The following is a 13,451-nucleotide window of genomic DNA, read 5'->3' on the forward strand; positions in this document are numbered from 1 at the left end:
CAAAATCATATCGTACTGTATTCGCTGAATTGAACGAAATTCCTCTATTTTTGTAGAAAAAATCGCTTACGATTTTGCTGCGGCAAGGACTTCGCGTTTACGACCGCTTGTTTTCTTATACTTTATTTTTGTCGCCTCTCCTCCCCTTAGGTGCCGGATCGATTTATGGTATTCCAGTATGTGTTTCACCTGGTCCGCCAAATCGGGATTGATTTCCGGTAATCGCTCCGTCAAATCCTTGTGCACCGTGCTTTTCGAGACGCCAAACTCTTTGGCAATCGTTCGTACCGTATGCTTCGTCTCGACGATACAACGGCCGATCTTTATGGTCCGTTCCTTGATGTAATCGTGCACGCTCCCGCCTCCCTACTCGAGATAGTTTGGTACATTATATGAGGGGTACGGGTATATATTCTTTATGTCCAAGCCTGACAAGCTCAAGTTATGCAAATATTTTCAAAAACGCAGGCCGCAAGGCTTATCCCAAGGACCTGAAAATAAGCAAAAAGACAGGGTTTCCCCTGCCTTTTCACACTTTCGCTCTTGACCTGCTCAATTTTATTCTGTTTTTTATTGAGCGGCGTCCGCGGAGGCCATGGTCAGCAGCGTATTCGGGTTGATTGCTTTTCCGTCCTTACGAACCTCGAAGTGCAAATGCGTACCCAGATCCTTCTCAAGCTCGCTGCGGCCAGCTCTTGCAATCAGCGTGCCTTGTTTCACATCGTCGCCGACTTTGACCTGTACATCGCTAAGGCTTTGGTACACGGTCACCAGACCGTCCGCATGCTTGATCTCAACAATGCTGCCATTCAGCGGATGCTGCTCCGCTACCGTTACTTTACCGCTCAGCGCTGCGTTGACATCAAAGGTTTTGTCATCCGCGTTGGCCAGATCAATCCCCATATTGCCCATAAACGTGTTCCCTGATTGAATCAAAGCCGCCTGGCGTTCTTCACTTGGCGCCTTCTCATCATAGAAAGGGGACACTACTTCCAGCTGCGTGTAGTCAGCCGGCCACTGCATTGTCTCGTTCGCAGAAGCGATGACTTCCAGCGTGTCTTCCGTTTCGGTCGTGTCAGCAGTTTCATCCGTCGTACCTTGGCTTACCGCAGAGTCGGTGGTTGTCGGTGCAGTCGTAGTTGTTTCATCCGCCCCCTGGTAAATCCACATTAAGGTTACGATAATTGCTGCCGCGGCCATGAACGCTGCTGGTGCTGTCCATTTCTTCGACAGCAGCTTTCTCCATGCAGAAGGTTTGACGGCAGTTCCTCCCATAGCAGTTTTGGGAGAGTCTTCATTGAGCTTTGGTTTGTTTTGATCATTCATTGTTCTATCACCTCACTAGCCATTGTTGCCACAACCTAGCAGTTTATACGTGAGGGCCAAACATTTTTGAAAGATTGTCAGAAAGCGGGCGTGGCAGTTGATCTCGCGGCCTGCCTGGCCGCAGCGTGCATCCTATTAACCTCCTGCGCCCAATAACCTGGATCTTTGCTGCAAGACTAGCGCCGATAAAGGAAGCTTCGAAGCTTGCTCCACCTTTGTTCCGGAATAGTAGTGAGTCACAATTTGCACCGCACCGATGCCATTCTTTGCCATTCCGTCGGCTCCCCATTGACTCATGCCCACGCCGTGTCCATAACCAAATGTGGTGAAAGTAATTTCATCGTCCTGGATTGACCACGAGAACTGCGAAGATGCAAGCCCAAGCTTCTCACGCACCTCGCGGCCGCTGAGAGTCTTTCCGCCTACAGCAACCGTTTTGATCCGTTTGCCCTCGGTGGTTTCCAGAATCCGCATCGATCTCGCTGCGCTTTTCTTCACTCCCAGCTTGTCTGCAAAGTCACCCAGCTTCATCGTTACCGTTTCTTTGTAACGCGGAGAGATCTCCTTATCCCAGGGACTCGCCACGCTTTGCAGATAGGGTACATCTATTTGCCAATAATCGGAGGCATTCTCGGTATAGCCGTTGCTGGTAGAGAAGAAAGCCGCCTCTATAGGCTCGCCTTTGTAGGTGATAATCTGACCTTTCGTTTCCTCGACTGCGCGGTTCAGCTTGTTCAGATTCGCTTCCCTCTCCGCCCCGTTCCAGCGGCTTAAAAGCTTGTTCAAGGACAAATAAACCTGATTCTGCACGGTGTCTGTCACATCGGCCGCTCCGCCTGACGGAGGAGTTATTCTCTCACCCGCGGCAAGGCGTCTGTAGATGTAAGTCCTGGCTGCTATCGCCTGCGCCTTGAGCGCCTCCAGTTCAAATTCAACAGGCATTTCCGCCGCAATTACGCCGCGCACATAAAGTTCAATGGGCAGTGTCTCGATACGCTTGTCCGCCGTGAGAAAAACCTGAACCCTCGTCCGTTCATACTCCGTTAGAGAATTCCCTTTGGAGCCTGTATCAACATCTCCATTGGGCCCATTGCCTGAACCTTTCCGGTCAGTTTCAGATGGTTGCGGGCTAACCTGTTCCCCTATACTCTCATCCGGCGCTTTTACAAGAGCAGACTCTATCTCTTCAATCTTCGTTTCCTTTATATCCCGCTGAGCGTTCATCAGTAAAATACCTTTCCATAGGACAATGACTATCAGGCCTGCCGCAAACCCGCCCCACCAACGCCTTGTCCCTCTCCGCCAGCTGCGGCGCCGTCCGGTCTGCCATCTCATCTGATTCATTGCACACTCCTTTCCCGACCTGTCCGGTTCTATTCTTCCTGCTCTCTTAAGACATCCGCTGCTCTATAGTCTATGAGGTGTTTTAGTAGGATAGTACCGAAAGGAATGGGATACGGTTATTAGATACAGGGGCGTTTACGATAAATAGAGGCGGCGAATCACGTTGATCAATAGGGGGATTTACCTTACCTGCAAAGCAAACTGGAGGCAAAATAAATACCCCCTTCAACGCCTGTAACAAGCGGTGAAGGGGGTATGTTGTAAATAATGTCTGATTACGCCCAGGTTGGCTGAACCTTCATGCGGGCAACTTCTTTTTCGCGTTTGTAATCATGCTTCTCGGCAGCTGGCTCGGCCGATACTGCCGATATGATGACCTCGGGCGTCATCTCAGGCTGGGCCGGAAACATAATGACATCCTCCAGCGCCTTCGCATAACCCGGTTCCTTTGTGACGGGTGCCACTTCCGTGTCCCGCTCTTTCTTCTCGTCGATACGGAAAATCGTGGCGCCCAGTCCCGCCAGCTTGCCCGTAATATCCACGTAACCACGGTCGACATGATGGATACCGGTAATTTCCGTTTCCCCCTCGGCACAAAGCGCTGCGCATACTAGCGCCGCACCCGCCCTCAGATCGGTGGCGCATACTTTGGCGCCCGTTAGGGCAAATCCGCCGCTGACAATCGCTGTGCGGCCTTCTACCTTGATTTGAGCGCTCATCTTCTGGAACTCCTCCACATGCATGAAGCGGTTCTCGAAGACAGTCTCCGTCACGATGCTTGTGCCCTCCGACATCATCAGCAGCGCCATCATCTGCGATTGCATATCCGTCGGAAATCCGGGATAAGGCAATGTCTTGACATCGACAGCCTTCAGCCTGCCCGGGGCACTGACACGAAGACCGTTATCAGTCTCCATGATCTCGACGCCCATCTCCTGCAGCTTGGAGATCACAGGGGCCAGATGGTCGGCAATCGCACCATCTATATGTATATCTCCACCGGTTATTGCCGCTGCAATCATATAAGTCCCCGCCTCAACGCGGTCGGGAATCACCGTATGTGCAACGCCGGACATTTGTTCAACGCCTTCAATCCGTATAATTCCGGTTCCGGCTCCGCGGACCTTTGCGCCCATCGCATTCAGATAATTGGCAAGATCCACGATCTCGGGTTCCTTGGCCGCATTCTCAATGGTTGTCGTTCCCTGCGCCAATGCTGCAGCCATCATAATATTTTCGGTCGCGCCGACACTGGCAACGTCCAGATATATTTTGGCACCTTTAAGACGGTTGGTTGTACGTGCTTCAATGTAGCCTTGACCTAAAATGATTTCTGCACCCATGGCCTCAAAGCCCTTCAAGTGCTGGTCAATGGGGCGCGTACCGATCGCGCAGCCGCCAGGAAGCGAAATTCTGGCACGGCCAAGGCGGGCAAGCAAAGGGCCCATTACCAAAAATGATGCCCGCATCTTGCGGACCAGCTCATATGGAGCTTCAAAGGAGGTTAACTGCTGCGCGGATATCCGCATCGTCTCATTGTCGTATGTTAACTTGCCGCCTAATGCGGTAAGCACTTGTTGTATCGTTGTAACGTCGTCTAGATTAGGCACGTCATAAATGACGCTGTCGCCTTCTTGTGCCAATAACGTGGCAGCGAGAATCGGCAGAACGGCGTTTTTTGCCCCGCTCACTCGTACATTTCCGGATAATCGCTGGCCGCCGCGGACGATTATTTTGCTCATCTTAGGTTTCCCTCCGCGCGCAGTAGATTCGTCTAACTGATCGTGTAATATATGATACCATGGTTTCGGCACCCAACTTTCATCATAACATTTACCAACATAAAGCGACAAGCTTTATTTTCAGAATGTCAAAATTACCGTCATTTTATACCATTCGGAGCATGATTGGTTTTTGGTGCCGTCATATACTACCCATTGTTGACATGTTCCCTCGATGTTATTCGACAATTCCTCTAAGCAGATTGGACCATTGCCAGTAATCAATGACAAATCCAGCGAACAGATGTCCCAAAATAACAGCGATCATGACCTGCAGCAGACGGGCCCGGGTGCTTTTGGGACGGCGCATGAATAAATCCAGTTTGACATCTTGAATGACATACCAAGCCAGTGTAATGCACATCAGCTCGATGACGATGGACACCAGCGCGTGCAGGCCTGCAGTGGCAACGACATTGTCCATATCCATTTCCTTGTTCACCTGACCTCATAGGTTTGACCGTACGTGCAAATACTATTGTAAAGCCCGCAGCAGCAGAGAAGCAAATTCAGCCCTGCTTGCGGTTTGCTCCGGTTTAAACTCCTGATCGGGATAACCGCCAATCAAGCCTTTTTGCTTCAGTGCAGCAAGAGATGCGGATGACCAGTGATTCATGTCCACGTCATTGTAGGGTGCCTTCAGCGGTTTGACTGTACTCAGACTTAACGCCTTGACGAGCATAGCGGCCATCTCCTCGCGTGTAATGAAACGCTCCGGTCCGAACGTGCCGTCCGGATAACCGCTCGCCCACCTGGCTGTTACCGCCTGCGCGATAGCTCCGGCTGCCCAATATTTCGCGGGAACATCCCTATATTGTACCGCACCTGCCTTAGGAGGTTTAAAAGCGCGGACCAGCATGGATACCGCTTCGGCTCTGGTAATGCTCTCATCCGGCCGGAATTGGTAAGCGCCGCTGCCGGCGATAATCCCTTTTGTATTCAAGGCAACAATCGCTCCTTCGGCCCAATGTCCGGCAATATCGCGGTAACCCGCTACGATTTGATCCGCATCGATGCGAAGTCCGTAATATTGTTTGTCGAACGGGGCGCTTGCAGTCACTTTAATGTAATACAAGCCTGCTTCAAGCTTGGTCTCTGCGGCGATTCCGGTCTCGCCCGGTTTGGATTGAAGAGTGGAAATTATTTTTTGGCGCTTATCCATCATGACTGCCTTTATTCTTACATCGGCAGGGATGCCGCTTACCTTTAGACCTACGACACTTCCAGCCCCAAGACGCAGCTGATACCAGTCTACATCCTGCGCATCGCCAATCACACCTGTGTAATCAGAACTTGAACTGACTGCTGTGGCTTCATAGGTTTTGTTGTTCGGTTCATTGGGATCCGTATATTTGGTTCTGAAATCCATTGCCAGCGTATACTGCCCGATGACCGGACTTGCCTGCGCGGACATGGCGTTATACACGCGAAAATAATAAGTCCCCGGAGTAATGCTCATCAGTTCGGAGGTCTCGCTTGCACCTTCGCCATTCTCGTCCACCTCAAGCAGCGGCCCATCCTTTAATTGAATGGAAAGCGAGGGGTCGATCCGGACAGAATCCGTCGATAACGACAGCTTGAGCGTGCCTCCGGTCTCGAAATGGACCACATACCAGTCACGGTCTCCCGTTTGATGAAAATTGCCGACAATGGTCTGGGATCTGGGAGACAAAGTGAATCCCGAATACTGTTTATCATTGTTCTCGTAGGCGTCTGCGCTCATCTCAAAGCTCGAGGTAAGCAGATAAGGAAGCACGGTTTGATTCTGGTTGTCTGTTAATTGAACCTCAAAATAATTAATCCCTTTCTTAACCTTCCAGTCTGCGGTTTCATTGCCCAGCCTGGTCTCCTTCGTGCTCTGAGCATCGTCGCCGGTATAATGCGTCATGGTAACCGATGGCTGTGAGCCCTCTCCAGCCGTAATCCCCTGAAACTGGATAGACATTGTGCCATCATAAGGCACATCAATCCTATACCAGTCACGGTCGGCATTCCCGCTGATTTCTGCGGCAATTTTGGTTCCTGCAGGGAACGCTGCCGCTTTGTCTCGGGTATTATTTGGCTCATATTGATCGGTCTTGAGCGAAGCTGTAACGGCCTGGTCAACGCTGAGCAGCCCATAGCCTGAGGCGTCATCGACACCCTTTTTCCCGATATCTTCCGCGCTCTGCCTAAGCGTCTCCCGGATTTGGTAAGGCTTGTAATCCGGATGCACCGCCCAGATAAGCGCGGCGGCGGCGGCGGCCTGCGGAGCAGACATCGAGGTCCCCTCCTCACGCGTATAACCGCCTCCAACCGCAGTAGTATATACGCTCCAAGGAGCAACGATATCCAGCTCCGGCCCTTTATTGGAACGCGGCTCCGCTTTGCCATCAGCCGTTACACCGCCTACAGCCAGCACGCTTGGATAAGCTGCGGGATATTTCACCTTGGCTCTGGATCCCAATGTTGCTCCGTCATTGCCGCTTGCGGCAACCAGCAGCACGCCTTTGGACTCGGCATACAAGGCGATGTCCTTCATATAGGGCGAATATCTGTACAGTCCAACGGAAAGAACAACAATCTTCGCGCCATGCTTCACGGCATACAGGATCGCCTCACCGAGACGCTCCTCATCACCGTAGCCCTCTTCATCCAGCGCCTTGATCGGCATAATCCTGGCCTTCCACAGAATCCCGGATATCCCCTTTCCGTTATTGCCACTGCCCGCCAGAACACCTGCCACTGCCGTGCCGTGACCATTATCATCCTCAGGGGCATTGCCAGGATGAACGAGATTGGTGCCCTCAACAAGATTGTCCTTGAGATCCGGATGATCCAGATCGACTCCGGTGTCTACGAGCGCAATCGTCAGATCAGTCTGGTCATGCACGGTCGACCATGCTTCCCTGGCTCCGATCTGATCCAGAAAATGCTGCTTGGGCAGCTCAGGGTCACTGGTGCTGACCACGCCGAGCAGCGTGACAGTGCTGCTCGGCTCTACATACGCAACACCTGGCGTTTGGCGAAGCGTTCGGAGCCATCCCTCGATGTCGGACCCAGGATCTTCAGGGCGAACGACATCCACGGCTGCAGACAATGATTGCCGGCTTATGACATGAGTCCCGGGCAGTATTCTCTCCTGCCCGGGGTTCCATTTGAGGAGCCAGCTTTGCGTTTCCCCTGAGGAGCCTCCTGCCGCCGTCAGCGGGCCTTCAGCAGCAGATAGATCAACTTGTACAGACTCGCCTCCCGGACGGCTTAGAACTGGAGATATAGTGCCCAGAATGAGACTCCAGACTAGCAGCACGGCCAGCATAAAAGACCATCTGCGTGCAGCACGTCCTTGCTGTGCTTTATGGGCATTCACAGTAACTGCGGAATCAGGTCTCCGCTTCAATCGTTTCCACTCGTCCAAACGTTTATTTCCACACTGGTCATCCTCCGCGGCTGCATATCTATTCCCGTTGATCCGGGCCTGGCGAGCCCTTGGCGGAGAGAAGTAACCGGATTGGAGCATGGGCAAACAAGCCTGGCCAATACGGCCTTGCGCTCCAGTTGCAACCCTTCCGGCTTCGCCCTCTGGACTGCCGTTATTATTCGAATGCGGATCCCAGTATGGTTCGTTCATCATATTCTGCCTTTAACCTGCAAATTAGTGTTATGAAACCTTTTCGCGTTTTATAGTACATTCTCCTTTTGCCAATTTCTTTAAATCTTCATAAAGAGACCATAGACCTACATGGATTCCATTTACTTATCGATACTATGCATCTGCAAACCCGCTTCATTACCTTTTTGAAATATCCGAAATGTTAAATTTCACGGAAGGGTCCGGGATAAAGAAAAAAAGCGGTCCAAGTCCCCTGTTCAGGGCCTGAACCGCTTTCCAGATCGGCATACCTCCACGTATGTTGCAGACAAGCTAACTGCCAATACGCGTAAACAAGTCATTGACGACGGAAAAATGCTCATTGATCCAGCCCAGAACAGGTCCGGGAATAATACCAAGCGCAACTGTCAAAACCGCGCTCAGCCAAATCACAATGCCTGTCGTCACCGGCACGGGAACCTCAGTATCCTGAGTCGCGGAGCGCATGAACATTTGGCGGACGATTCCGAAATAGAAATAATACGAAATGGCGCTGGTTGCCACCATGACCGCCACAATCCAATAAGCCTGGGACTGGGCAGCGCCAAGCAAGATGAACAGCTTGCCGAAAAACCCGCCTGTAACCGGCAGTCCCGCCAGTGAAAGCACGAATACAATCATCGCCGCCGCTGTCCAGGGCGCCCGGTAATACAATCCGGCGAACCCGTTCAGCTCATCATTGCCGGATGCCTTGCTCACAACAGTGATGACGGCGAACGCTCCGATATTCATCAGCATATATACCGCCAGGTAGAACAGAAACTCGCTGAAATTGGACGTGTGATAGCCTTTGAAGGAGATCCCCAGCGGCACGAGCAGGTATCCTGCATTGGCTACACCCGAGAGCGCCATGAGCCGCTTCAGATTCACCTGACGCAGCGCTGCCGTGGAACCGACGATCATCGCAGCGGCCGCCATAATAAGCAGCACGAGCAGCATATCGTCGGCAATGGGGGCATCCGGCGTATTGGCGAAGATCACGACATTATAGACGATCCGAAAGACAACAGCGAGCGCGGCGCCCTTGGAAACAACCGCGAGAAAAGCTGTAATCGGCGTCGGTGCACCTTGATAGACGTCCGGTGCCCAAAGATGAAACGGCGCTGCTGCGATTTTGATGCCAAGCCCTGCGATAATGAAGAAGAAGGCGATATAGAGCAGTTCTTTGAAATCTGTAGCATGCTGCTGGACACCGATCGCAATGGCACCCAGATTCGTGGCGCCTGTGATCCCGTACAGATAAGACATTCCAAACAGGATCAGTGCGGATGAGATACCGCCGGTCACCACATATTTGAATGCAGCCTCGGCAGACTGGACGGCATGCTTTCGAATTCCAACCAGCACATAGGTTGTGATGCTTAGCAGCTCAAGACCTAGATACAAGGTGATCAAATCACCGGAAGAAGCCATCATCATGGCACCGACGACCGCCGGCAACAGCAGGTAGTAGAATTCGCCTTTGTCCGGAATCTCCGCGCGCTTGACTGTTCCCAGGCTCAGGAGCACAATCAGCACCGTTGCCACCAGAAAAACGATTTTCAACAGGCTGGAGAATTGATCGATCCGGTAGCTGTCAGCCAGCAGACGGATCGCACCGCCTGTTGGCTCACCATTAGCATTCGCAGAAAGCGGATGATTGACCAGATCGACTAACCGCCAGATCACAAAACCAAGCGACGTCAACAGGCCGCCAAGCGTGAGCCAGCCAATAACCGCCCGGCTGGTTTGTCTTGGCATCGCCAGATCAATAATGACCAATACAATTGTGAAAACAATGAGAATCCATTCCGGGGCGAGATAGGCCGCATCGCTCCAGGTAAGAGGTTGAAGAGCCGGAAGCGGCTGTTGGGTAACATCCATTGTCTATCTCCCCACCTTCCCGTTAAGTTGCTGCAGCAGAGCGTCGAAGCCATGCTTCATCGGCTCGGTCAGCACGGCGGGGTACACCCCGATCAGCACGATGAATGCCAGCAGGGCAATCATCGGCACAGCCTCGATCAGCCTGGCATCGCGCAGTGTTCCATATCGCTCCGATATCGGACCGAATGTAATCCCGAGCACGCTTCGCAGCACATACACCGCGGTCAGAATCACACCAAGCACAGCAATCGCCGTTAGGATACGCATCGATTCGAACAATCCCAGAAGCGAGAGGAACTCTCCGATAAAGCCCGATAATCCTGGCAGCCCCAGCGAGGCCATCCCAGCCGTCAGAAGAATGCCGCTGATAAACGGCAGGCTCTTGGCCAGGCCGCCCAACTCGCTGAGCTCCGTGGTGCCGGTCCGCTCGTAGAGAATGCCGACAATAAGGAACAATAGTGCAGAGATAAAGCCGTGTGACACAAGCTGGACCATTGCCCCCTGCAGGCCAATTTCATTCAGGGAAGCAATACCCAGCATGACAATCCCCATATGGCTGATCGATGAGTAGGCAAGCACCAGCTTGAATTCCTTCTGCACCAGCGCCAGCACCGCACCGTACAGAATATTGATGACACCCAATATGGCGAGCACCACGGCCCAGTGGCTCGTCTGGAGCGGGAAGAGAAACACGCCGAAGCGGATAAGCCCGTAAGCCCCCATTTTGAGCAGGATGCCTGAATGAATCATGACAATCGAAGGGGGAGCCTCCGCATGGACACGCAGCATCCAGGTATGAAATGGAAAGATCGGAAGCTTGATTCCAAACGCAATCAGCAGCAGAATGAAGATCGACCAGCGCATCGTATCCGTCATGTAAAATGGATTGGACTGCCCTTGCGCGGCATCCGGCGGCATATTGACATACGAGTCGGGGTTGACCATGTTATCCTTGATCACTGCGTAATCACCGCTGTAGGACAGATGAGTGACCTGACCGCCTCCCGGCTGATCGACGGTGAAGCCTGCCGTGGATACAAGCAGAACAAAGGCAATCAGCATGATTGCTGAGCCGACACCATTATAAATCAGGAATTTATTGGCTGCCTTCTCCCGGTTCATATAGCCCCAGATTCCGATCAGGAAGAACATCGGAATCAAGGTGAGCTCGAAGAAGACGAAGAAGAGAAACACGTCCCTGGCCAGAAATACGCCGAGCATCCCGATTTCCAGCAGCAGAAACCACAAGTAGAAGGATTTCCAGCGTTTTTTAATATTGACTGAGGCGAGCGCCGCCATCGCGGCAACAATGGTTGTCAGCAGCAGCAGCGGCAGCGACAGCCCGTCGACGCCCAAATGATATTGAAATTTGAAAGCATAGGACGTCACCTCGCCGACTACTTCCTTGCTCAGCGACGCATCGACCCAGGTTGAATTCTCTTCATACGGCTTCCCTCCGCTCGCTCCTTCAAAATCGGCATACAGCCAGAGACTGAGCAGAAGCGGAATAAATGTAGCGGTGATCGCCGTTACCTTCAGCCAGCGGCTGCTCTGCTTGGGAAGCAATAGCAGCACAATGATGCCCAGCAGCGGCGAAAAAACAATAAAGGACAGGATAGGAAGATCGGACAGCATTACCAGAACCTCCTTCCGACTACTGCAACAATGAGAATTACAAGTCCAAGTACTGAAATCAGGCCATATGTCTGCACCTGGCCATTCTGCAGCCGGGTACCTCCGCGGCCCAATTGCAGTGCGGCTCCGCCAACCAGACGGACAATGCCGTCAACGATATAATGGTCAAAGGCGACCAGTCCAGCTCCGAACGCCCGCAAAGAGCGGACAATAAGCACATGGTACAGCTCATCGATATAATATTTGCGCTCCAGCAATCTGACCAGCCATGCGGCACGGGATGATACCGCGTCGCGAGAAATTGTCCCTTTCACAAACACCAGCCAGCCCAGGTAAATGCCCAGCACTCCGATCGCCGTAGAGATGATCATGACAAGGCCCCCGCCCCCATGCTCGGTCTCCGCTCCATCGGTCAGCCATGAACCAAGCGTGTTATTCCACGGCGTCTGCACGAAGCCGGCAATAACTGCGAATACCGCGAGAATAATAAGCGGCAGCGTCATGGAGGAAGGCGACTCATGTGCATGCTGCTCTCCCTTGGGCTTGCCGGTGAAGACCAGGAAGAAGAGCCGGGACATGTAGAATGCGGTAAAGAAGGCGGCCGCCACACCGACAACAAACAGCACCGGCTTCTCGTGCAGAGCCGTTGTGAGGATCGCATCCTTGGACCAGAATCCGGAGAAAGGCGGTATGCCCGAAAGTGCCAGTGCACCAATGCCGAAGGTCCAGGCGGTAATGCGCATTTTCGAACCCAGACCGCCCATCTCATGGATATTCTGGGTATGCACGGCATGGATAACGCTGCCTGCTCCAAGGAACAGCAGCGCTTTGAAGAATGCGTGCGTAAACAGATGAAAGATTCCGCCGGTAAGCGAGCCAAGACCAAGCGCCATCATCATGTAGCCCAATTGGCTGACGGTCGAGTACGCCAGGATGCGTTTGATATCGTTCTGCGCAACACCAATCGTCGCCGCGAAAATCGCCGTAAAGGCACCCACATAAGCGACTGTATCCATTGCGGCCTGCGAAGCCTGGAAGATATCAAACGTGCGCGCAACCAGATACACGCCGGCGGCAACCATCGTTGCGGCATGAATCAGGGCGCTGATCGGCGTCGGACCTTCCATGGCGTCCGGCAGCCATACATGCAGTGGAAACTGCCCTGATTTGCCGATAGCGCCGACAAAAATAAGAATGGCAATCAGCGTCGTGACGCTTGCGGCGATTGCGCCTGTCTGTCCGTCGAAGACGTTCTGAATATGTACAAAATCGAGCGCGTGGTCCGGCATATACCAGTAAAGCAGCAGAATTGCAATCAGCAAGCCGGCATCGCCAATCCGCGTCACGATAAAGGCTTTCTTGGCCGCAGCCACAGCCTCGGGCTTCGTATACCAGAAGCCTACGAGCAGGAACGAGCATACGCCGACAAGCTCCCAGAAGACGTAAAGCGTCAGCATGTTGTCCGCGAGCACAAGTCCCAGCATCGAGAACGTGAACAGCGCGACATAACTGAAGAAGACGGATATCCTCTCGTCGCCTTTCATATAACCGGCTGAATAGACGTTCACCAGAAAGCTGACTGCCGTCACCACAACAAGCATGAGGGCCGTCAGGTTCGTTACCTCGAAGCCTGCATTGATTTGAATGCTGCCCAGGTCAATCCATTTGAAGCTGTACTGGTAGTAGGATGCGCCGTCGCTCATATGCTCCACCAGCACAAGAATGGACACGACCAGCGAAGCAAGGGAAGCGACAATGCCTACTGTTGTGCCAATGAGGCTTTGATTGCGGCCAAAGGCGAGCAGCAGCAGAAAAGCGACGAACGGAAACAGCGGAATGAGCCAGGCAACCTGTGAGAACATGGTTTCCAA

The 13,451-nt window shown here is 52.7% G+C and carries 9 protein-coding genes; all 9 read right to left on the reverse strand.

Features of this window, described 5'->3' with window-relative positions:
* Nucleotides 1-66: 66 nt before the first annotated feature.
* The 9 genes from spoIIID to nuoL all read right to left on the reverse strand — a co-directional run bounded on the left by spoIIID (nucleotide 67) and on the right by nuoL (nucleotide 13,451).
* Complete coding sequence (spoIIID, locus tag AC0YOA_RS23945; protein WP_188997743.1) at nucleotides 67-354, reverse strand: sporulation transcriptional regulator SpoIIID; 288 nt, start codon at nucleotides 352-354, stop codon at nucleotides 67-69.
* Nucleotides 355-570: 216 nt separating this feature from the next.
* Nucleotides 571-1,326, reverse strand: a complete 756-nt coding sequence (locus AC0YOA_RS23950; protein WP_210039034.1) for a peptidoglycan DD-metalloendopeptidase family protein — start codon at nucleotides 1,324-1,326, stop codon at nucleotides 571-573.
* Between the two features lie 135 nt (nucleotides 1,327-1,461).
* A complete protein-coding gene (spoIID, locus tag AC0YOA_RS23955) occupies nucleotides 1,462-2,670 on the reverse strand; it encodes a stage II sporulation protein D (protein WP_475788786.1) in 1,209 nt (402 codons plus the stop codon).
* 275 nt (nucleotides 2,671-2,945) lie between these two features.
* The gene (murA, locus tag AC0YOA_RS23960) at nucleotides 2,946-4,412 is read right to left on the reverse strand and encodes a UDP-N-acetylglucosamine 1-carboxyvinyltransferase (protein ID WP_475788787.1); all 1,467 of its coding nucleotides are present in this window, start codon (nucleotides 4,410-4,412) and stop codon (nucleotides 2,946-2,948) included.
* A 217-nt stretch (nucleotides 4,413-4,629) separates the two neighbouring features.
* A complete protein-coding gene (locus AC0YOA_RS23965; RefSeq protein WP_210039036.1) occupies nucleotides 4,630-4,881 on the reverse strand; it encodes a DUF1146 family protein in 252 nt (83 codons plus the stop codon).
* A gap of 45 nt (nucleotides 4,882-4,926) precedes the next feature.
* Nucleotides 4,927-8,064 carry a S8 family serine peptidase gene (locus AC0YOA_RS23970; protein WP_475788788.1) on the reverse strand — a complete coding sequence of 1,046 codons (3,138 nt, stop codon included), beginning with the start codon at nucleotides 8,062-8,064 and terminating at the stop codon, nucleotides 4,927-4,929.
* 291 nt (nucleotides 8,065-8,355) lie between these two features.
* The gene (locus AC0YOA_RS23975; RefSeq protein ID WP_475788789.1) at nucleotides 8,356-9,945 is read right to left on the reverse strand and encodes an NADH-quinone oxidoreductase subunit N; all 1,590 of its coding nucleotides are present in this window, start codon (nucleotides 9,943-9,945) and stop codon (nucleotides 8,356-8,358) included.
* A gap of 3 nt (nucleotides 9,946-9,948) precedes the next feature.
* The gene (locus AC0YOA_RS23980; protein WP_475788790.1) at nucleotides 9,949-11,580 is read right to left on the reverse strand and encodes a complex I subunit 4 family protein; all 1,632 of its coding nucleotides are present in this window, start codon (nucleotides 11,578-11,580) and stop codon (nucleotides 9,949-9,951) included.
* The gene (gene nuoL / locus AC0YOA_RS23985) at nucleotides 11,580-13,451 is read right to left on the reverse strand and encodes an NADH-quinone oxidoreductase subunit L (RefSeq protein ID WP_475788791.1); all 1,872 of its coding nucleotides are present in this window, start codon (nucleotides 13,449-13,451) and stop codon (nucleotides 11,580-11,582) included. The genes AC0YOA_RS23980 and nuoL overlap by 1 nt, the downstream gene beginning before the upstream one ends.

Source organism: Paenibacillus sp. JT22N12 (assembly GCF_056269365.1).

What these genes read in the sequence shown, in the direction of transcription:
- AC0YOA_RS23950 (WP_210039034.1), bottom strand. Translation starts at nt 1,326, where the DNA reads ATGAATGATCAAAACAAACCAAAGCTCAATGAAGACTCTCCCAAAACT.
- spoIID (WP_475788786.1), bottom strand. Translation starts at nt 2,670, where the DNA reads ATGAATCAGATGAGATGGCAGACCGGACGGCGCCGCAGCTGGCGGAGA.
- murA (WP_475788787.1), bottom strand. Translation starts at nt 4,412, where the DNA reads ATGAGCAAAATAATCGTCCGCGGCGGCCAGCGATTATCCGGAAATGTA.
- AC0YOA_RS23965 (WP_210039036.1), bottom strand. Translation starts at nt 4,881, where the DNA reads ATGGATATGGACAATGTCGTTGCCACTGCAGGCCTGCACGCGCTGGTG.
- AC0YOA_RS23970 (WP_475788788.1), bottom strand. Translation starts at nt 8,064, where the DNA reads ATGATGAACGAACCATACTGGGATCCGCATTCGAATAATAACGGCAGT.
- AC0YOA_RS23975 (WP_475788789.1), bottom strand. Translation starts at nt 9,945, where the DNA reads ATGGATGTTACCCAACAGCCGCTTCCGGCTCTTCAACCTCTTACCTGG.
- AC0YOA_RS23980 (WP_475788790.1), bottom strand. Translation starts at nt 11,580, where the DNA reads ATGCTGTCCGATCTTCCTATCCTGTCCTTTATTGTTTTTTCGCCGCTG.